At 69.9% G+C, this 19095-nt stretch carries 17 protein-coding genes and 1 pseudogene; 11 read left to right on the forward strand and 7 right to left on the reverse strand.

The annotated features are described in order from the left end of the window. The first annotated feature begins 78 nt into the window (after positions 1-78). Genes FB471_RS17370 through FB471_RS17380 form a run of 3 tightly spaced genes read left to right on the forward strand, consistent with a single transcriptional unit; the run spans position 79 to position 3366 of the window. The gene (locus FB471_RS17370) at positions 79-975 is read left to right on the forward strand and encodes a branched-chain amino acid ABC transporter permease (RefSeq protein ID WP_141999503.1); all 897 of its coding nucleotides are present in this window, start codon (positions 79-81) and stop codon (positions 973-975) included. After that, positions 976-2073: a branched-chain amino acid ABC transporter permease gene (locus FB471_RS17375; RefSeq protein WP_141999504.1), complete on the forward strand. Its 1098-nt coding sequence runs from the start codon at positions 976-978 to the stop codon at positions 2071-2073. 15 nt (positions 2074-2088) lie between these two features. Next, complete coding sequence (locus tag FB471_RS17380; protein WP_141999505.1) at positions 2089-3366, forward strand: ABC transporter substrate-binding protein; 1278 nt, start codon at positions 2089-2091, stop codon at positions 3364-3366. A gap of 73 nt (positions 3367-3439) precedes the next feature. Here FB471_RS17380 and FB471_RS17385 read toward each other — a convergent pair whose 3' ends face one another. Next, positions 3440-4849, reverse strand: a complete 1410-nt coding sequence (locus tag FB471_RS17385; RefSeq protein ID WP_141999506.1) for a M20/M25/M40 family metallo-hydrolase — start codon at positions 4847-4849, stop codon at positions 3440-3442. 381 nt (positions 4850-5230) lie between these two features. On the opposite strand from FB471_RS17385, the pseudogene pdhA reads away from it, so the two are divergent. The 4 genes and pseudogenes from pdhA to FB471_RS17405 all read left to right on the forward strand — a co-directional run. Continuing rightward, a pseudogene (pdhA, locus tag FB471_RS17390) lies at positions 5231-6427 on the forward strand (pyruvate dehydrogenase (acetyl-transferring) E1 component subunit alpha); the annotation flags it as partial. A 119-nt stretch (positions 6428-6546) separates the two neighbouring features. Further along, positions 6547-7578: an alpha-ketoacid dehydrogenase subunit beta gene (locus FB471_RS17395; RefSeq protein WP_141999508.1), complete on the forward strand. Its 1032-nt coding sequence runs from the start codon at positions 6547-6549 to the stop codon at positions 7576-7578. Positions 7579-7593: 15 nt separating this feature from the next. Next, positions 7594-8964, forward strand: coding sequence for a dihydrolipoamide acetyltransferase family protein (locus tag FB471_RS17400; RefSeq protein WP_141999509.1), 1371 nt, complete (start codon positions 7594-7596; stop codon positions 8962-8964). 142 nt (positions 8965-9106) lie between these two features. Then, positions 9107-9592: an FxsA family protein gene (locus FB471_RS17405; protein ID WP_141999510.1), complete on the forward strand. Its 486-nt coding sequence runs from the start codon at positions 9107-9109 to the stop codon at positions 9590-9592. A gap of 10 nt (positions 9593-9602) precedes the next feature. On the opposite strand, the gene FB471_RS17410 is transcribed toward FB471_RS17405, so the two are convergent. Next, positions 9603-10205 (reverse strand): SCP2 sterol-binding domain-containing protein, encoded by a 603-nt coding sequence (locus FB471_RS17410; protein ID WP_142002086.1) that lies wholly within the window; start codon positions 10203-10205, stop codon positions 9603-9605. 60 nt (positions 10206-10265) lie between these two features. Next, positions 10266-10925, reverse strand: a complete 660-nt coding sequence (locus tag FB471_RS17415; protein WP_141999511.1) for an SCP2 sterol-binding domain-containing protein — start codon at positions 10923-10925, stop codon at positions 10266-10268. Between the two features lie 130 nt (positions 10926-11055). Here FB471_RS17415 and FB471_RS17420 point away from each other — a divergent pair, with 130 nt between their 5' ends. Then, entirely contained in the window at positions 11056-11727 is a 672-nt protein-coding gene (locus FB471_RS17420) for a TetR/AcrR family transcriptional regulator (RefSeq protein ID WP_141999512.1), read from the forward strand. 61 nt (positions 11728-11788) lie between these two features. Here FB471_RS17420 and FB471_RS17425 read toward each other — a convergent pair whose 3' ends face one another. Together FB471_RS17425 and FB471_RS17430 are read right to left on the reverse strand one after the other, a co-directional pair. Next, a complete protein-coding gene (locus FB471_RS17425) occupies positions 11789-12661 on the reverse strand; it encodes a MaoC family dehydratase (protein ID WP_142002088.1) in 873 nt (290 codons plus the stop codon). Between the two features lie 5 nt (positions 12662-12666). Further along, complete coding sequence (locus FB471_RS17430; protein WP_141999513.1) at positions 12667-14010, reverse strand: 3-oxoacyl-ACP reductase; 1344 nt, start codon at positions 14008-14010, stop codon at positions 12667-12669. 120 nt (positions 14011-14130) lie between these two features. Between FB471_RS17430 and FB471_RS17435 the strand changes: the two genes are divergently transcribed. From FB471_RS17435 to FB471_RS17445, 3 genes are all read left to right on the forward strand, one after another. After that, the gene (locus FB471_RS17435) at positions 14131-15510 is read left to right on the forward strand and encodes an acetyl-CoA C-acetyltransferase (RefSeq protein ID WP_141999514.1); all 1380 of its coding nucleotides are present in this window, start codon (positions 14131-14133) and stop codon (positions 15508-15510) included. Between the two features lie 128 nt (positions 15511-15638). Then, a complete protein-coding gene (locus tag FB471_RS17440; RefSeq protein ID WP_141999515.1) occupies positions 15639-16610 on the forward strand; it encodes an ATP-binding cassette domain-containing protein in 972 nt (323 codons plus the stop codon). Then, the gene (locus FB471_RS17445; RefSeq protein WP_141999516.1) at positions 16607-17410 is read left to right on the forward strand and encodes an ABC transporter permease; all 804 of its coding nucleotides are present in this window, start codon (positions 16607-16609) and stop codon (positions 17408-17410) included. The genes FB471_RS17440 and FB471_RS17445 overlap by 4 nt, the downstream gene beginning before the upstream one ends. Positions 17411-17413: 3 nt before the next feature. On the opposite strand, the gene FB471_RS17450 is transcribed toward FB471_RS17445, so the two are convergent. Beyond that, positions 17414-17881, reverse strand: a complete 468-nt coding sequence (locus FB471_RS17450) for a DoxX family protein (protein ID WP_141999517.1) — start codon at positions 17879-17881, stop codon at positions 17414-17416. A 129-nt stretch (positions 17882-18010) separates the two neighbouring features. Beyond that, positions 18011-19057 (reverse strand): glycerophosphodiester phosphodiesterase family protein, encoded by a 1047-nt coding sequence (locus FB471_RS17455; protein ID WP_141999518.1) that lies wholly within the window; start codon positions 19055-19057, stop codon positions 18011-18013. Positions 19058-19095: the final 38 nt, after the last annotated feature.

The following is a 19095-nucleotide window of genomic DNA, read 5'->3' on the forward strand; positions in this document are numbered from 1 at the left end:
GTGGCGACCGGATGCGGGCGAGGCACGCACGGTAGGCGCACCGGCGCACGTGCACAACGCTCATTCAGGTAGGGCACGATGACCACCTTCCTGCAGAACTGCTTCGCGGGTCTCGCACTCGGCTCGACCTACGCGCTGGTGGCGCTCGGCTTCGTGGTGATCTACAAATCCACCGGCGTGATCAACTTCGCCCAGGGCGGGCTGCTCGCGCTCGGCGCCTACCTCGGCTACACCTTCGCCGAGGACCTCGCCATGGCCTTCGCCCTCGCGGTGCTGCTGTGCTGCGCCTCCGCGGCTCTGGTCGGCGCCGGGTTCGAACGCCTGGTGCTGCGCCGGATGGTCGGCAGGCCGCCGTTCGCGGTCATCATGATCACCATCGGGCTGCTGTTCGTACTGGAACCGCTGATCACCGCGATCTGGGGCTTCCGGAACAAGCAGGTGCCCAACCCGTGGAACATCCGCACGGTCGAAGCGGGCGGCCTGGTCTTCGGGGTACGTGACCTGTGGACCATCGGCCTGACCGTCGCCGTGGTCCTCGCCTTCTTCCTGTTCTTCCGGTACAGCTCGCTCGGGCTGGCCATGCGCGCCACCGCCTTCGACCCGGAGGCCGCGCTGGCGCAGGGCATCAGCGCGCGCAGGGTGTACGCGGTGTCCTGGGCGATCGCCGCGGCACTCGCCGCGCTCGCCGGGATCACCATGGCGGCGGGTCCCGGCGGGTTGTCGCCCTCGATCGGGTTCATCGCGCTGGCCGCCTTCCCGGCGATGATCCTCGGCGGCCTCGACTCCCCGGCCGGCGCGGTGCTCGGCGGGTTGGTCATCGGGCTCGCCGAGGCGCTCACCAGGGGCTACCAGCAGCATCTCGCCGGCTGGGCGGGCGACAACGTCTCGGTGATCGTGCCCTACCTGCTGATGATCGTGATCCTGCTGATCAGGCCCTACGGGCTGCTGGGCACCAGAGAAGTGAGGCGGCTGTAGATGGCCAAGGCGCACCGGAACCTGATCCGCGGCTACGCCGAGCAGCTGCGGCTCTTCGGTACGCCGCCGGCCAGGTTCGGCCTGCTCGCGATGATCCTGGTGTTCCTGCTACTGCCCACGGTGGTGCAGGACGACTTCTGGCTTTCCGTGCTGATCTACGTCGGGATCACCGCGGTCGGCGCGATCGGGCTGAACCTGCTGACCGGATACTGTGGACAGATCTCGCTCGGGCACGCGTTCTTCATCGGCGCCGGCGCGTACGTGACCGCGCGGGTGGGCGGGGACCTCGGCCTGCCACTACCGGTGTGGCTGCTCGCCGCCGCCGCGGTGGGCGCCGCGCTCGGCGGGCTGATCGGACCGTTCACCCTGCGGCTGCGCGGGCACTACCTGGCGATCGTCACCCTCGGCCTGATCTTCATCGGCGAGCACCTCTGGCGCAACCTCACCGGACTCACCGGTGGTAACTCCGGGACCTCGGTCACCGCGGGGGCCGCGATCGGCCCGGTCGACTTCGGCGCGCTGAGCATCGCCGGGGAGAGCTATTCGCGTAACCAGGGCTACTTCTGGCTGGTGTGGGGCCTGGTCGGGGTCATCGCGCTGCTGGCGAAGAACCTGGTGCGCACCCGGCCTGGCCGGGCGCTACAGGCGATCCGCGACCGGGACCAGGCGGCCGAGGTGATCGGGGTGCGGGCCGGGCGGTACAAGATCGGCGCGTTCATGCTCTCCAGCGCGATCGCGGCCATGGCCGGCGCGCTGTTCGGTTCGTACCAGCAGTTCGTCAGCCCGGACGAGTGGAACCTGCTGCTGTCCATCCAGTACATCGCGATCGTGATCGTCGGCGGTCTCGGCACGATCTTCGGCTCGGTGCTCGGGGCGATCTTCGTGGGCGCGCTGCCCGCACTGATCGACCGCTACTCCGACGCCATCCCCGGCGTGCGGACCAGTGTCGGCGGCGAGGGGTTCATCAGCGTGTTCGCGCTCAACCAGGCCATTTTCGGCCTGCTGATCGTGCTGTTCCTCGTGCTGGAGCCACTCGGCCTCGCCGGCATCTGGCTGCGGGTCAAGAACTACTTCAAGGCCTGGCCGTTCTCGTACTGACCAAGGAGGTCCAGCATGCGCAGCACACCATTTCGGCTGGCGGCGGTGCTCGCGGTGGCGACGCTCGCCACCGCCTGCGGTGGCGCGGGCGACGACGGTGACTCCGGCGGTGGCACCGCGGGCGAGCCCGCGAGCACGGCCGGGTTCGACGGGAGCACGATCAGGCTCGGCGTGCTCAGCCCGCTGTCCGGGCCGATCGCGGTGATCGGGCAACCACTGACCTCCGGCAACAAGGTGTGGTTCGACCACCTCAACGCCCAGGGCGGGGTCGCCGGCAAGTACAAGGTCGAGCTCGTGCAGGAGGACACCCAGTACAAGCCGGATGTCACCGTGCAGCAGTACAACAAGATCAAGGGTGACGTGGTGGCGTTCACCCAGGTCCTCGGCACCGCACCGACCCTGGCGGTGCTGCCGCAACTGCGGGCGGACAGGATCCTGGGCGCTCCCGCCTCGCTGGACGCCCTCTGGGTGCGGGAGGACAACCTGCTTCCGGTCGGGGCGCCGTACCAGATCCAGTCGATCAACGCGATGGATCACTACCTCGGCGAGGGCGGCGGCTCGCCCGGCTCGACGATCTGCACGATGGTGCAGGACGACGTCTACGGCGAGGCCGGCCAGCAGGGCATCGACTTCGCGGCGGAGAAGTACGGCTTCACCGTGGCGAACACCCAGCGGTTCAAGGTGAACACCGAGAACTACGCGGGGCAGATCGGCGCGCTGGCCGGTGCGGGCTGCGAGATGGTGTTCCTCACCGCGACGCCGACGGACGCGGGCAAGATCTGGGGTACCGCGGCACAGGCCAGGTTCACCCCGAAGTGGTACGCGCAGTCACCGAGCTACGTGGGTGCGCTCGCCCAGTCGCCGGTGGCGCCGTACATGCGGCAGTACGTGACCATCGTGGCCGAGGGCACCGAGTGGGGTGACGAGTCGGTCCCCGGGATGAAGGACATGGTGTCCCGGGTGGCCGAGTACGCGCCGCAGCAGCAGCCGGACTTCTACTTCGCCTTCGGCTACAACCAGGCCCGCGCCATGACCGCGGTGCTGGAGCAGGCGGTGGAGGCCGGTGACCTCTCCCGGGACGGCGTACTCGCCGCGTCCAGGGAGCTGGGCACGGTGTCCTTCGAGGGGTTGACCGGCGACTACCGGTACGGTCCCGCGCAGGACCGGAACCCGCCGCGCACGACCACACTGTTCGCGGTCGACCCGGCCAAGCCGTTCGGTCTCGCCACCCTGAAGTACGACTTCACCTCCGAAGCCGCCCGGTCCTTCGAGTTCCGGAAGGCCGACATCTGACCCGCAGTGCCTGATCCGCGACGCGCGTTCGTCCACTCGCCTCGGGTAGCCGGCTCCGGTTCAGGAACAGCTTTCAGGCGGTGGCGTGGGCGTGCAGGATGCGGGCGACGGCCTCGGTGACCCGGGCGGTCTGGTCGAGGTGCAGCCACTCGTCCGGGACGTGCGCGTTGTTCCCGGGGCCACGCGGGCCGGTCACCACGAACTGGGCCCGCGGGTAGGCGCGGGCGAACATGCCGAGGAAAGGGATCGAGCCACCGAGCCCGATCGCCTGCCAATCCCGGTCGAACACGTCCGCGCTGACCTTGTCCAGCGTGGATTCCAGCCAGGGCGCGGTCGGCGGTGCGTTCCAGCCGTCCGCCGCCTCCGCCCGGTCGATCTGCACATGGGCCCCGAACGGCACCCCGCCGGTGAGGGCACGTTCGATCGAGCGCAGCGCGACCGCGGCGTCCGTGGTCGGCGGCAGCCGGAAGCTCAGCTTCAGCCCGGTCAGCGGGCGCAGCACGTTGCCGGCGTCGGAGATCGGGGGCAGCCCGTCGGCTCCGGTCACCGTGAGGGTGGGGCGCCAGGTGTTGTTCAGGATGAGCTCGACGGCGTCCTCGCTCAGCGGGCGCACGCCCTCGGCCAGCGGCAGCTCCGGAGCGCGATACCCGCCCGCGACCGCGGCCCGGATCTCGGCAAGGCGTTCCGGCGGCACGTCCACGTTCAACTCGGGCAGCGCGATCTCACCCGCGTGCGGGTCCTCGATCCGGTCCAGCAGCTGCCGGATCACCCGGAACGAGCCGGGCACGATGCCGCTGCCGTGCCCGGAGTGCACCCCCGACTCCAGCACCCGCACGGTCAGGTCGAGGAAGGCGATCCCGCGCAGCGAGGTGGCCAGCCACAGCCGCTCGTAGTCCCCACCCGCGGTGTCCAGGCACACCACAAGGCCGACCGCGCCCAGCCGGTCCGCCAGCAGTTCGAGGTAATGCGGCAGGTCGGGGCTGCCGGACTCCTCGCAGGTCTCCAGCAGCACCACGGTGCGTGCGTGCCGCCCGCCCGCCGCCTGCAACGCGGCCAGCGCGCCCGCGCCCGCGTATGCCGCGTAACCGTCGTCGCCCGCGCCGCGGCCGTACAGCCTGCCGTCCCGGACCACCGGGGTCCACGGGCCGAGCCCCGGTGACCACTCCCCGGCGGCGGGCTGCTTGTCCAGGTGCCCGTAGACGACCACGGTCTCCTCGTTCGAGGCGTCCTGGGCGGGCACGTCCAGCACCAGCAACGGCGTGCGCCCCGGTAGCTGGATCACCTCGGTGCTCGCCCCGTGCAGGCCGCGCGCGGTCAGCCAGCCGCGGACGTGCTCGACGGCGGCGTGCAGCTGGCCGTTCGCCGACCACACCGGATCGAAGGCCGGCGACAGCGCCGGGATGGCGACGAAACCGGACAGGCTGTCCAGGGCCGTGCCCGCCCACAGTTCGTGCACGGTGTTCCGCAGTACGTGCTGGTCCATGCCCCCGATCCTGACACGAACAAAGTGTGTCGTACGCCACAACACGGACATTCGGGTGACCCCGCATCGGGGGCCGGCCGGCCCGGTTCCCCCCCGCTCGCCCGCCCGGAAGGGGCTGGTCGCGGCGTGCCGGTGCAAACCCTACTTTCGGCTGCCCCACCATAGGTATTCCAAGCGTTTACGCAGCTCGGGCGGTACTTCGTCAGCAACAAAACGGCTTCGAGGGCTCACCAGAAGGCCGAGTTTCATGCCAGGATGACCGCGAACACCGTCACCGCCGACGGATACCGAGCGCTCGGACCCGATGCGCGAGTGGCCGCCGGCGAGTCGTCGTGGCGGCCGCCACAAGCGGCTGCGCGGCACCGACACAAGGAGTAGCGCATGTCGTCCCCCGAACAGTGGACGCGCCCGGAACCTGGCGCCGGACCAGCCGCGACCGCGGCGGAACCGACCCCAGAACAGGTGATAGCGGGCTTGCGAGCAACAACCGAAGGTGGCCCTGAGCTCACTCAGCTCCTCACCCCCGAAGGCGAGCGGGTCCCCTCGCCACCGTTCGACCCGTACGCCGCGGACATCGACGACGAGGCCCTGCGCGGGCTCTACCGCGACATGGTGCTGGTGCGGCGCGGCGACCGGGAGTCGAACGCGATGCAGCGGCAGGGGCAGCTGGGTATCTGGGTCCCGCTGCTCGGCCAGGAGGCCGCGCAGATCGGTTCCGGCAGGGCGCTGCGCCCGAGCGACATGGCCTTCCCGAGCTACCGCGAGCACGGGGTCGCCTGGACCCGGGGGGTGGACTTCAAGGAGCTGCTCGGCATCTTCCGCTGCACCGACCACAGCGGCTGGGACTTCCAGCGGCACGGCTTCCACCCGTACACGATCGTCATCGGCAACCAGGTGCTCAACGCCACCGGCTACGCCATGGGGCAGAAGTTCGACGGCAAGGTAGGCGAGGACAGCGACGGCACCGCAGAGGCGACAATCGTCTACTTCGGCGACGGTGCCACCAGCCAGGGCGATGTGGCCGAGGGCTTCGTCTGGGCCTCGGTCTACGACGCGCCGGTGGTGTTCTTCTGCCAGAACAACCAGTGGGCGATCTCCGAGCCGACCGAGCGCCAGTCCAGGCTGCCGCTCTACCAGCGCGCCCGCGGTTACGGTTTCCCCGGCATCCGGGTGGACGGCAACGACGTGCTCGCCTGCTTCGCGGTGACCCGGTGGGCGCTGGAGGAGTGCAGGCAGGGCAACGGCCCGGTGCTGATCGAGGCGTTCACCTACCGGATGGACGCGCACACCACCACCGACGACCCCACCCGCTACCGGCTGTCCGGCGAGTTGGAGGAGTGGAAGCTGAAGGACCCGATCGAGCGGGTCCGCGCCCACCTCGCCCGGGGCGGCGGCGCCGACCAGGAGTTCTTCGACCAGGTGGACGCCGAGGCCGACTCGTTCGCCGCCGAGTTGCGGGACTACTGCTTCAACATGCCGGATCCCCCGCCCGAACGGATCTTCCAGAACGTCTACGCGGAACCCTCACCGGTGCTGGACGCGCAGCGCGAGGAGTACCTCGCCTACCTGGGTGGCTTCGCCACCGAAGAGTCGCTTGCGGGCTCGAGCATCGATACCGAAGAGTCGCTTGCGGGCTCGAGCATCGATACCGAAGAGTCGCTTGCGGGCTCGAGCATCAACACGGCGGGTGAGCGGTGATGGCGGCTCCCACCACGACGGCCGACGACGTGACGCAGCAGAGTTCCGTGCAGAAGCTGACCATCGGCAAGGCGCTCAACTTCGGCCTGCGGGCCGCGATGGAACGCGACAACAAGGTCCTCATCCTCGGCGAGGACGTCGGCAAGCTCGGCGGTGTCTTCCGCATCACCGACGGCCTGCAGAAGGACTTCGGCGAGCAGCGCGTGCTGGACACCCCGCTGGCCGAGTCCGGGATCATCGGCACCGCGATCGGCCTGGCCGTGCGCGGTTTCCGGCCGGTGTGCGAGATCCAGTTCGAGGGCTTCATCTTCCCCGGCTTCGACCAGATCTCCAGCCAGCTCGCCAAGCTGCACTACCGCACCCAGGGCAAGGTCAAGGTGCCGGTGGTGATCCGGGTGCCGTACGGCGGCGGGATCGGCGCGGTCGAGCACCACTCGGAGTCGCCGGAGTCGCTGTTCGCGCATATCGCCGGCCTGAAGGTCGTTTCGTGTTCGAACCCCGTCGACGCGTACTGGATGATCCAGCAGGCGATCTCCTGTGACGACCCGGTGCTGTTCTTCGAGCCGAAACGGCTGTACCACTCCGGCAACCTGAGGGCCGAGGTCGACACGGCCGCCACGCCGGACCCGCTGTTCGCCTCGCGGACGGTGCGCCGTGGCGGCTCGGCCACGGTGGTGTCCTACGGCCCCTCGATCAAGGTGTGCCTGGACGCCGCCACCGCGGCCGAGGAGGACGGGGTGGCGCTCGAGGTGATCGACCTGCGCACGCTGTCCCCGCTGGACCTGGAGCCGGTCTTCGAGTCGGTGCGCCGCACCGGGCGGCTGATCGCGGTGAGCGAGGCCCCCACCGAGTCCTCGCTGACCTCGGAGATCGCCGCGCGGGTGCAGCAGGAGTGTTTCTACTCGCTGGAGGCGCCGGTGCTGCGGGTGGCCGGGTTCGACACTCCGTACCCGCCGACCAAACTCGAGGATCACTACCTGCCCGACCTCGATCGGGTGCTGCATGCCGTCGACCGCGCGCTGGACTGGTGAAGGGGGACTCGGACGATGCCTGACTACAAGCACTTTCCCCTCGCCGACACCGCGGAGGGGCTGACCGAGGCGGAGATCCTGAACTGGCAGGTCCAGCCGGGCGACGAGGTTCGGGTGAACCAGATCGTCGTCGAGGTGGAGACCGCCAAGGCCGCGGTGGAGCTGCCCATCCCGTGGGCGGGTGTGGTCACCGAGTTGCTGGTGGAGCCGGGGCAGACGGTCGAGGTCGGCGCGCCGATCCTGACCATCGACGTCGACCCCGGTGGGGCTCCCGCTTCCGGGAACGGAGCCGCTCCCGCCGAGCAGGCCGAGCCCACGCCGCGGCCGGAGGAGCCGGCCGAGGAGGAGATGAAGCCGCTGGTCGGCTACGGCTCCAAGGCCGCCACCACGAAGCGCCGCCCGCGTAAGACCGCCGCGGCGACCGCGACGACCACGGGTAACGGGTCGCCTACCGCGGAGGCGCCGGAACCGGAGCCGGGTGGATACGTGCCGCTGGCGAAGCCGCCGGTGCGCAAGCTCGCCAAGGACCTCGGGGTGGACCTGCGCACCGTGACCGGGACCGCCGACGGCGGCGTGATCACCAGGGAGGACGTCCGGCGGGCCGCCACGCCCGAGGCCACCGAAGCCCCCGAGGCTCCCGAGGCCCCGGTGGCGGGCGAAGGTCCGGCACCCGCCGTGAACGCGGCGGCCAGGGAGCGCAGGGTACCGATCAAGGGCGTGCGCAAGGCCACCGCGAACGCCATGGTGCAGAGCGCGTTCACCGCGCCGCACGTCACCGAGTTCCTCACGGTGGACGTCACGCCGATGATGGAGATGCGGGAGCGGCTGAAGCAGAGCCCGGCCTTCGCCGGGGTCAGGCTCACCCCGCTGGCGTTCGCCTGCAAGGCCATGTGCCTTGCCGCCAAGCGCACGCCGGACGTGAACGCGACCTGGGACGAGGAAGCGGGCGAGATCGTCTACAAGGACTACGTGCACCTCGGGGTCGCCGCGGCGACCCCGCGCGGGCTGGTGGTCCCGAAGGTCCGTGACGCCGACCGGATGTCGCTGGCCGAGGTCGCCCGCGCGATCGAGGAACTCACCGACACCGCGCGGCAGGGCAAGACGCCGCCCGCGGACATGCTGAACGGCACCATCACGATCAGCAACGTCGGGGTGTTCGGCGTGGACACCGGCACGCCGATCGTGAATCCCGGCGAGTCGGCGATCCTGGCCTTCGGCATGATCCGGGACACCCCGTGGGTGGTCGACGGGGAGATCACCGTGCGCAAGGTGCTGCAACTCGCGCTGAGCTTCGACCACCGGGTGGTGGACGGCCAGCAGGGCTCGCAGTTCCTCGCCGACGTCGGCACGCTGCTCGCCGACCCCGCGGTGGCCTTCACCTTCTGAACCGGCCTGTCCCCCCGGGGCCCTGAACGGCACGTTCGGGGCGCTCACCGTCCCGAACGGAACTTTCGGGACGGTGAGCGTCCGGAAAGCCACGTTCAGGGCCCTGGGGGAACGAATCGGGCGGGGCGTACGTTGACCGGGTATGGCTGTCGTGTTGCTGCTCTACCTGGTCGCCGAGATCGCCGCGGTCTGGGCGGTCGCCTCGGCTATCGGGCTGCTCGGCACGATCGGCCTGCTGCTGGCCGGGGCCTTCATCGGGTCGGCGCTGGCCCGGCGCGAGGGTGGCCGGGCCGCCCAGGCGTTCCTTGCCGCCGCGGGCGCGGGCAGGCCGGCGCATGCCGAGCTGACCAACGGCATGCTGGTCGCCTTCGGCGGGGTGCTGATCCTGCTGCCCGGATTCGTCAGCGACCTGGCGGGACTGCTGCTGTTGCTGCCGCCGACCCGGGGCGTGTTCCGCCGGGCGTGGGTGCGCAGGCTGGAGCGCCGTGCGCAGGCCATGGGGCCGATGCACGGGCAGCGGCAGGGACGCGTGATCGTGGTGGACGGCGAGGTGGTCGTTAACCAGGCCGACCGGCCCCAGCCGCCGCATCAGCAGCCACCGCACCGGCCGGTGATCGACCCGCAGTAAACGCCGGCTCTCAGTCCCCGCCGGGGAGATCGAAATAGCTGCTGAGCCGCATGGCCGGGGCGTACTCGCCCTTGACCCTGACCCGCCCGGTGACGAACATCGTCGCCATCGCGACCCCGCCGGTCGCCATCCGGATGAAGTCCTCCGCGGACACCGTGATCGTCGTGTCCGGCTCGTGCCCGAGGTCCGCGCTGGAAACGCAGACGCCGTCCTCGATCAACGTCTGGAAACGATCGAAACCGGCACTGCCGTCGCCCCAGGTGAACCGCCAACCGACCACGAAACTGACATTTCTGGCCCGCTCCGGAACGAAGTGCTCGGACATCCGGCGGAAAATCTCGTCCAGGAATACCGAACGTAACTCGTCGTGCTCGGTAATGGCCTTGAGCTGTTCCTTCGACGCGCTGCGGACGATGTCCGCGAGCACCTCCGTCGACAGCGAGCTCAGCTCAACGCCCGCGCCCATCCTGCCCAGCATGTGCAGCGTCTCGATCAGCTGGACGAACTGGTCCGCGCTGAGCGCGCCGACGTCGACCCCGCGGGCGAAGGCGTTGATCGCGTGCTCGCTCTCCACCCCGCGCACGGTGGAATGCCCGCGGCGCCGGAATGGCATTCTCGCCCGCCAGTTCCGCGCGATCGCTGCTGCCCTGGACACGGCGGAAATGGTACTCGATCAACCGGGTTCGGGAAGATCGAAGAAACCGATCAAGCCGGCGGCGAATGCCAGGTCCCCCTTGACCTTGATCTTTCCGGTGACGAAGAGAACGGCCGGGGTGGCCTGATGGGTGATCAGCTGGAAGAAGTCCGCGGGTCCGACCGTGATGGTCACCCTCGGCTGCTCCCGCATCTCCCGCCGCACCGTGCAGCTACCGCCCCGGATGACGGTCTCGTAGCGGTCGTAGCCACCCGCACCGCTGCCGCCGGAGAGCCGCCAGTGCACCACGGCGTCCAGCTCCGCCGCCCGGTCCTGGCGCAGGTGAGTGCTCATCCGGTCGAAGATCTCGCCGAGCAGCCACGCGCGCAGCGGTGGCTCGGCGACGACCCGGTCCAACTGGGCCCGGGAGGCCCTTGCCACCAGGGTGGCGAAGTGTTTCGGGTCGACCCGGCCGAGGTCGAGTTCGGGTACCCGCTCGGCGACCCTGGACAGCGCGGCCAGCAGCCTGCGAAAGTCGTCCTTGCCCAGTTCGGCGGGGTCCACGGCGGCGGCGAGGGCGTTCACGTCCACATCGGCGGGGTCCAGCCGGGCAGGATCGATCCGCTCGAGGGTCTCGATCAGTGCGCGGCCGCGCAACCCCGCCAGTTCCACGTCGGTGACCCCGGTTCTGTCCACCATAACCCTCTCCCAAAACCTACTGCTTAGTAAGGCTACCTGTCAGTAGGTACTGCGGCAAGGACGCGAAATGTGCCTGACTACCGCCTTCCACCTCGACAACCGGTAGCGTTCAGGGGAACAGGAGGTACGTGTGTCGGAGGAAGTACAGGCGAAGGAGCAACGCTCACCCGAACGGGCCAAGCGGCTGCCGAGGGCGGTTCGCGAGCGCCAGATTCTGGACGCGGCGGTGCAGGTGTTCTCCCGGTACGGCTACCACTCGGCGTCGATGGACGAGATCTCCGAGGTGGCGGGCGTGTCCAAGCCGATGATCTACACCTATCTCGGCGCGAAGGAGGACCTGTTCGGCGCGTGCATCCGGCGTGAGGCTACCCGGTTACTGGAGGCGGTCCAGGGCGGCATCCAGTCGGACGTGCCGCCGGACATGCAGCTCTGGCACGGGCTGCGGTCCTTCTACCGGTTCGTCGCGGACTACCGGGAGTCCTGGACCGTGCTGCACCGGCAGGCGCTGGCCGTCGGTGGTTCCTTCGCCGAGGAGATCACCGCGATGCGCGGCAGGGCCATCGAGCTGGTCGCCGCGCTCGTGGTCTCGGCAGGCAGCCGAAAGGGGCTGGCCGAGCAGGTGGAGAAGTCCGGCGAGGGACTGGCCGCCGCACTGGTCGGCGCCGCCGAGTCGCTGGCCGACTGGTGGCTGGACCATCCGGACGTGACCGACGGCGTGCTCGCCTCCTGGCTGATGAACCTGGTCTGGCTCGGGTTCAACGACCTGGTCGAGGGCGAGGTCTGGAAGCCGCGGGACGGCTAGGAGCTGTTGAGGAAGAGACCCGCACAAGGGTGATGCGGGGGCGCGCTCTCCTCAACACAGCCTAACCGGCTTCGATGGTGCCCACCAGGTGCGGTTTCGGCTTGCGCGCGTTCCACAGCTCGAACGCCCAGCCTTCCCCCGTGTGCCATGAGGTGAAAGCGGCCTTCGCCGGCAGCAGCACCGGCGCCTTGAACCGTACGTCCACCGTGTAGGCCTCGGGCAGCCTGCCCTCGAACGACGCCAGGCTGCGCGCCTTGGTCCACATCCCGTGCGCGATCGCCGAGGGAAAGCCGAACAACCGCGCCGTGAGCGGGTGCAGGTGGATCGGGTTGCGGTCCCCGGACACCTCGGCGTAGCGGCGGCCGATATCGCCGGGTACGTGCCAGATCGCGGTCGACGTGGGCGCGGCGAGCTGGTCCTTCTTCCCGCCGTCCCCGGACGACCCTTCGCGCCGCAGGTAGGTGCTCACATCCGTCCACACCGGACTGTCCTCGCCCCCGGGCACCCACTCGCTGAGCACGTCGAACTGCGTGCCCTGCGCATGTGGCCGCAGGTTCTCCGCGCGTACCCGGATGGTGCCTTGCTCACCCAGCCCGACCGGCCTGCGCTGGGTGATCCGGTTGGCCACGTGCACCATGCCCAGCAGCGGGAACGGGAACGCCGGCTCGGTCATCAGCGCGATCTGCAGCGGGAACGCCAGGATGTGCGGGTAGGTGGCCGGCAGCCGGTCGTCCAGCCGGAACCCGCAGACCTGGTTGTACGCCGCGAGGTGGGCCGGATCGACCGAGACCCCGGAGCGCACGTACTCCAGGGCGGGCAGCTCGCCGCCACCGCCGCCCTTGCCGCCCGGCAGCAACCCGCCGAGCGCCGCCTTGGAGTAGAGCGCCGACAGCTTGGGCGCGGAGTGCAGTTCCTTCACGTCCTTCACCGGCATCGCGATCACGCCCCGATCAGGGCCTGGCCGCATACGCGGACCACGTTGCCGTTCACCGCGCCGGAGGCGGGGTTGGCGTACCAGGCGATGGTCTCGGCCACGTCCACCGGAAGGCCACCCTGGGAGAGACTGGACAACCGCCTGCCTGCCTCCCGGATGAACAGCGGTACCGCCGCGGTCATCTTGGTCTCGATGAACCCCGGCGCCACCGCGTTGATCGTCCCGCCGTACCCGGCCAGCGTCGGCGCGCCGGTGTCGACCATGCCGATCACCCCGGCCTTGCTGGTGCCGTAGTTGGTCTGCCCCACGTTGCCCGCGATACCCGCGATCGAGGACACCCCGATGATCCGGCCGTCCTGGCGCAGAACCTTGTCGGCCAGGAGCTTGTCGTTCACCGCGAGCTGCGCGACCAGGTTCACGGTCAGCACCGCGTCCCAGCCGCCCTCGGTCAGGTTGCCGAGCGTCTTGTCCCTGGTGATGCCCGCGTTGTGCACCACGATGTCCACCCCGCCGTACCGCTCGGTGAGGTGCTCGGCCAGCTTGGCCGGCGCGTCCCCCGCGGTGATGTCCAGTTGCAGGGCCTCCCCGCCGACCCGGTTGGCCACCTGGGAGAGGTCGCCGCCCTGGGCCGGGACGTCCAGCACGACCAGCCGCGCGCCGTCCCTTGCCAGCACCTCGGCGATGGACGCGCCGATGCCCCTGGAAGCACCGGTCACCAGCGCGACCTTCCCGTCCAGCGGCTTCTCCCAGTTGTCCGGCACGGGCACCTCCGGCCTGCCCTCGGTGCCGATCCGGATCACCTGCGCGTCCACGAAGGCGGACTTCGCCGACAGCAGGAAGCGCATGGTGGACTCGGTCGCGCCCTCCGCGCCCTCGGCCACGTACACGAGCTGGGCGGTGGCCCCGCGCTTGAGCTCCTTCCCGACCGAGCGGGTGAAACCCTCCAGCGCGCGCTGCGCGATCCGTTCCCTGCCGTCGACGTGTTCCGGCGGCGTGCCGAGCACCACGACCCGGCCGCAGTACCCGACCTTGCGGATCACCGGTTGGAAGAACCGGTACATCTCGCGCAGCTGGGCCGGGTCGGTGATCCCGGTGGCGTCGAAGACCAGTGCGCCGTACCTGCCCTGGGCGGCCTCGAGCTCGCGCACCTCGATCCCGGCCCCGGCCAGCTGGCCGTGCAGGAACTTCTCCAGCCGCCCACCCGGCGCCGCACCGAGGAGTGCGGGACCCTCGAGGTGTGGTTGACCCGGTTTGTACCGGCGTAGCGGGGTCGGGTTCGGCAGGCCGAGCTTGGGCACCAGGAACTTTCCTACCGGTGTCCTGGTGAACTGCTGGTACCTGTCAGCCATGACTTCCTCCGCTTTTACTGCCGGTCGCGTCACTACGAAGCTTAACCTACTCGCAAGTAGGTTACACTCGTCGCGGGTTGTACATCACGGTCGATTAGCCCAGTGGGCGCTGGAGGAAACATGAGCTCAGCCGAGAAGCCGGACAAGGCGCCGACCGGGCGCGGGCGGGCGGCCAAGTCCGCCGCGAACAAGGGCGCGGCCAAGCCCAAACCCGGGCCGAAGGCGAGTTCCGGCGCGCGCAGGGTCGCCGTCATCGGCGGCAACCGCATCCCGTTCGCCCGGTCCAACGGCCCCTACGCCAAGGCCTCCAACCAGGACATGTTCACCACGGTGCTGGACGGGCTGGTCAGCCGCTTCGCGCTGCAGGGTGAGCGGATCGGCGAGGTCGCCGCCGGCGCCGTGCTCAAGCACTCCCGCGACTTCAACCTGGCCAGGGAGAGCGTGCTCGGCAGCAAGCTGGCGCCGGAAACCCCGGCCGCGGACGTGCAGATGGCCTGCGGGACCGGGCTGCAGGCGATCATCAACGTGGCGAACAAGATCGCGCTCGGCCAGATCGAGTCCGGCATCGCCGGCGGGGTGGACACCACCAGCGACGCGCCGCTGGCGGTGAACGACGATCTGCGGCAGCTCCTGGTGCAGCTCAACGCGGCGAAGACGGTCGGCAAGCGGCTCAGGCTGCTGACCAAGCTCCGGCCGGGGCACATCGTCCCGGAGATCCCGCGCAACGCCGAGCCGCGCACCGGCCTTTCCATGGGCGAGCACGCGGCGCTCACCGCGAAGGAATGGGACATCAACCGCGCCGAGCAGGACGAGCTCGCCGCCACCAGTCACCAGCGGCTGGCAGCCGCATACGACCGCGGCTTCTTCGACGACCTGCTGACCCCGTACCTGAAGCTGTCCAGGGACCAGAACCTGCGGGCCGACTCCAGCTCGGAGAAGCTGGGCAAGCTCAAGCCGGCGTTCGGCGGCCCGGAGGGCACGATGACGGCGGGCAACTCCACCCCGCTCTCCGACGGCGCCTCGGCCGTGCTGCTGGCTACCGAGGAGTGGGCCAAGGAACGCAACCTGCCGGTGCTCGCGTACCTGACCCTCTCCCAGACAGGGGCGGTGGACTACGTACACGGTGGCGAGGGCCTGCTGATGGCACCCACGTACGCGGTACCGCAGTTGCTCGCCAAGGCCGGGCTCACCCTGCAGGACTTCGACTTCTACGAGGTGCACGAGGCGTTCGCCGCGCAGGTGCTCGCCACCCTCAAGGCGTGGGAGGACCCGGACTTCGCCAAGGAGAAACTTCGGCTGGACAACCCGCTCGGGGCAATCGACCGGGCGAAGCTGAACGTGAACGGCTCCTCGCTCGCCGCCGGTCACCCGTTCGCGGCCACCGGCGGCCGGATCGTCGCCACCCTGGCCAAGCTGCTGCACGAGAAGGGATCCGGGCGCGGCCTGATCTCCATCTGTGCCGCGGGTGGGCAGGGAGTCACCGCGATCATGGAACGCTGAGGGTTGTGCACAACGCTCTGCACGTCGACGCTGAGTAGTCAGCTCAGGGAGAACTCGGGGGATTTCCGGACGACAATCGTCGGTGGTCACTCCTAGTATGCCCCCATTACTGCCGAAGGGGGTATGACATGGAGCGACCCGACAACAAGGTCGCGGTGCGTGCACAGGGTCTGGTGAAGACCTACGGCGCTACCACAGCGCTGGACGGGGTCGACCTCGAAATCCCGACCGGGCAGGTGCTCGGGCTGCTCGGCCCGAACGGCGCGGGCAAGACGACGACCGTGCGGATCCTGGCCACCCTGCTGAAGCCGGACTCCGGCAGTGCGTGGATGGCCGGGCACGACGTGCTGGCCGAGCCGGACGCGGTACGGCACGCGATCGGGCTGTCCGGGCAGTACGCCGCGGTGGACGAGAATCTCACCGGCGCCGAGAACCTCTACATGGTCGGCAGGCTGTACGGCAAGAAGAAGTCCGCCGCCAAGGCAAGGGCCCGGGAGCTGCTCGCCCGGTTCCGCCTGGAGGAGGCCGCCGACCGGCCGGCCAAGGGATACTCGGGCGGGATGCGGCGCCGGCTCGACCTCGCCGGGGCCCTTGTCGCCGAGCCGACCGTGGTGATCCTGGACGAGCCGACCACCGGGCTCGACCCGCGCGGCCGGATCGACATGTGGGATGTGATCAAGGAGCTGGTCTCGGACGGCACCACGGTCCTGCTCACCACGCAGTACCTGGAGGAAGCCGATCAGCTCGCCGACAACATCATGGTGATCGACCGGGGCAAGGTGATCGCGCAGGGCACCGCCGACCAGCTCAAGGGACAGATCGGCGGGGAACGGCTGGAGCTGGTGGTGGCCGCGGCCGAGGACCTGCCGGCGACCGCGCGGGTGCTGGCCGAGGTGGGCAGCGGCACCCCCGCGGTGGACGAGCACACCCGCAAGGCGGACGTGCTGGTGGACACCGGCCCCAAGGCCCTGATCGAGGCGCTGCGCAGGCTGGACGCGCAGAACGTCGTGGTGCAGGACGTGGCACTGCATCGGCCGACCCTCGACGACGTGTTCCTCTCCTTGACCGGCCACGCCACCGAGGAGGAGCTGCCGGCATGAACGGGATCACGAAGAGTTTCTCCGACGGCGGAGTGGTCGCCTGGCGCAACCTGATGAACGTCCGGCGAAACCCGGAATGGCTGATGTCGGCCACCTTGCAGCCGATCATGTTCGTGCTGCTGTTCGCCTACGTGTTCGGCGAGGCCATCGGCGGGGAGGCAGGAGGGGCCGCCTACCGCGAGTACCTGATCGCCGGGATCTTCGCCCAGACCATGGCGTTCAACTCGGCGTTCACCGTGGTCGGCTTCGCCAACGACCTGCAGAAGGGCATCATCGACCGGTTCCGCTCGCTGCCGATGTCCCGGCTCGCGGTTGTCCTCGGCCGCACCACCTCCGACCTCGCGGTCAGCGTGGTGGCGCTGGTGGTGATGTCGCTCTGCGGGCTGATCGTGGGCTGGCGCATCCGGGGCAGCTTCCTGGACGCGGTACTCGGCTACCTGGTGATGCTGATGTTCGCCTTCGCGCTGTCCTGGATCGGCGCCTGGATCGGACTGGTGGCCCGCAGCGTGGAGGTCGCGCAGAGCGCGGGGCTGATCTGGCTGTTCCCGCTCAGCTTCGTGTCCTCGGCCTTCGTGCTCACCGCCGACCTGCCCGCCTTCCTGCGGCCCCTGGCCGAGTGGAACCCGTTCACGGCGGTCATCAACGCCACCAGGGACCTGTTCGGCAACCAGTTCGGTGCGCCACCGACCGGCTGGCCGGCGGAGAACGCGTCGCTGTACGCGATCCTGTGCTGCGTGGCGATCGTGGCGATCTTCGCCCCGCTCGCCGTCGCGAGGTACCGGCGAGTGGCGAGCAAGTAGCCCCTAGCGCACCTTGTCGGCGAGCGCGCCGGCCTGCGCGCCCGCCCGGCGCGCGGCCCGGCGGGCCCGCCAGCCCACCGAGGGCCTGCCGCCGGTGTCCGCCACGGCCAGCAGCAGGCCACCGGCCATGCCCGCGTTCTTCAAGAAGTGGACCAGCTGCTGCTGCCGCTCGCCGGGATCCTCCTTCTCCCAGAACGGGTGACCGGCTGCCGTGGTGGGCACCAGGCTGCCCAGCAGCAGCGCGGCGGCGAACCGGGGGAACCTGCCGAGCGCCAGCGCGGTACCGGCACCAACCTTGACCGCGGCATCCGCCCGGACCAGGGTCGCCGCGTCCACGGTCTCGGTGCCGACGGTCCGGTCCAGCAACGGCTCGGCCGCCTTGGCGTGCCCCTCGGCGTCCCGCAGCGCGTTGATACCGCCGGAGATGAATATGGCCGCAAGCAGCGGGCGGGCCACTCGACGAAGTATCACGATCGTCGCCCTCCTGGACGTGAGAACTGGTTCACCTCGAAACTACCCGCTCGGGGCCATGTTCACGCTCCGGCGAACTAGCGGGCTCTACCGAAATATAGAGCTGACACTAGAAAACAATAGCGAAGGCTAGCGGCGGGCGGGGTAGGACCGCGGCAGCCGGAAGCCACGGTCCGCGGCCACCTCGCGCAGCCGGTCCGGGTAGTCGGTGATGATCCCGTCCACGCCGTCGTCGATCAGCTTGTGCATGGTCGCCTTGTCGTTGACGGTCCACGGCACCACTCTCATCCCGGCCCGGTGCGCCTCGTCCACCAGCTCCTCGGTGGTGAACGGGACGTAGTCCGGGTCGGTCACGCCGCCGCCCTGCGGGTAGCCGTGCACCGGGGACAGCGCATGGGCGCCGAAGGACTTCGCCGCGCGCACCGGGCTGCCGCCGAAGTCGTCGATATCCAGGCCGCCGAGCCACGGCGACCTGCCCGGCTGCCCCACCTCGAGGAAGCCGGGTTGGGTGAGCGCGACCAGCTTCAGCCACGGCGCGGTACGGCGCATCTCCATCAGCGCGCCCCAGTCGAAGCTCTGGACGGTCGTGTTCCGCGCGAACCCGGACCGGGTGATCTCCCAGGCCGCGCGGCGGACGAACCGGGTGCGCGGCGCGGTCTCCTCCGGGGCGGCCGCCTCCACCTTGGTCTCGATGTTGAACCGCATCCCCCAGGCGTGGTGCCGCCGTGCCAGCGCGAACACCTCGGCCAGGGTGGGCATCCTCGCCCCCGGCGAGAGCTCCTGATCCGGGTAGTTCGGCTGCCGCCGCGACCCGCAGTCCAGCGTGCGGACCTGGGCGAAGGTGAGGTCCCTGACGTACTCGCCCGCGTAGGGGAAGTCCGGGTCGCCCGGGGTGACCGGGGTGGTGTCCGCGCACTTGCCCGGGTCGATCCTGCGGTCGTGGGTGACCACGTCCCGGCCGTCGGCGGTGATCTGGATATCCAGCTCGAGCGTGGTCACACCCAGCTCCATGGCCTTGGCGAAGGCGGCGAGTGTGCCTTCCACGGTGAGCCCGATCCCGCCGCGGTGCGCCTGGAGGTCGAGGTGCCCGCGCGGCAGGGCCTGCGCCGTCCCGGTGCCCAGCAGCCCGGTGACCAGCACCGCCGCCAGCACCGTGCGTCCGTACTTGCGTTTCATACCCGTTCCCCAGCCTTTCGGTGAAGGTTTCGACCGAG

Source organism: Amycolatopsis cihanbeyliensis (genome assembly GCF_006715045.1).
Lineage (GTDB): Bacteria > Actinomycetota > Actinomycetes > Mycobacteriales > Pseudonocardiaceae > Amycolatopsis > Amycolatopsis cihanbeyliensis.

Coding starts and splice junctions, on each gene's coding strand:
- FB471_RS17370 (WP_141999503.1), top strand. CDS start 79: ATGACCACCTTCCTGCAGAACTGCTTCGCGGGTCTCGCACTCGGCTCG.
- FB471_RS17375 (WP_141999504.1), top strand. CDS start 976: ATGGCCAAGGCGCACCGGAACCTGATCCGCGGCTACGCCGAGCAGCTG.
- FB471_RS17380 (WP_141999505.1), top strand. CDS start 2,089: ATGCGCAGCACACCATTTCGGCTGGCGGCGGTGCTCGCGGTGGCGACG.
- FB471_RS17385 (WP_141999506.1), bottom strand. CDS start 4,849: ATGGACCAGCACGTACTGCGGAACACCGTGCACGAACTGTGGGCGGGC.
- FB471_RS17395 (WP_141999508.1), top strand. CDS start 6,547: ATGGCGGCTCCCACCACGACGGCCGACGACGTGACGCAGCAGAGTTCC.
- FB471_RS17400 (WP_141999509.1), top strand. CDS start 7,594: ATGCCTGACTACAAGCACTTTCCCCTCGCCGACACCGCGGAGGGGCTG.
- FB471_RS17405 (WP_141999510.1), top strand. CDS start 9,107: ATGGCTGTCGTGTTGCTGCTCTACCTGGTCGCCGAGATCGCCGCGGTC.
- FB471_RS17410 (WP_142002086.1), bottom strand. CDS start 10,205: ATGCCATTCCGGCGCCGCGGGCATTCCACCGTGCGCGGGGTGGAGAGC.
- FB471_RS17415 (WP_141999511.1), bottom strand. CDS start 10,925: ATGGTGGACAGAACCGGGGTCACCGACGTGGAACTGGCGGGGTTGCGC.
- FB471_RS17425 (WP_142002088.1), bottom strand. CDS start 12,661: ATGCCGGTGAAGGACGTGAAGGAACTGCACTCCGCGCCCAAGCTGTCG.
- FB471_RS17430 (WP_141999513.1), bottom strand. CDS start 14,010: ATGGCTGACAGGTACCAGCAGTTCACCAGGACACCGGTAGGAAAGTTC.
- FB471_RS17435 (WP_141999514.1), top strand. CDS start 14,131: ATGAGCTCAGCCGAGAAGCCGGACAAGGCGCCGACCGGGCGCGGGCGG.
- FB471_RS17440 (WP_141999515.1), top strand. CDS start 15,639: ATGGAGCGACCCGACAACAAGGTCGCGGTGCGTGCACAGGGTCTGGTG.
- FB471_RS17445 (WP_141999516.1), top strand. CDS start 16,607: ATGAACGGGATCACGAAGAGTTTCTCCGACGGCGGAGTGGTCGCCTGG.
- FB471_RS17455 (WP_141999518.1), bottom strand. CDS start 19,057: ATGAAACGCAAGTACGGACGCACGGTGCTGGCGGCGGTGCTGGTCACC.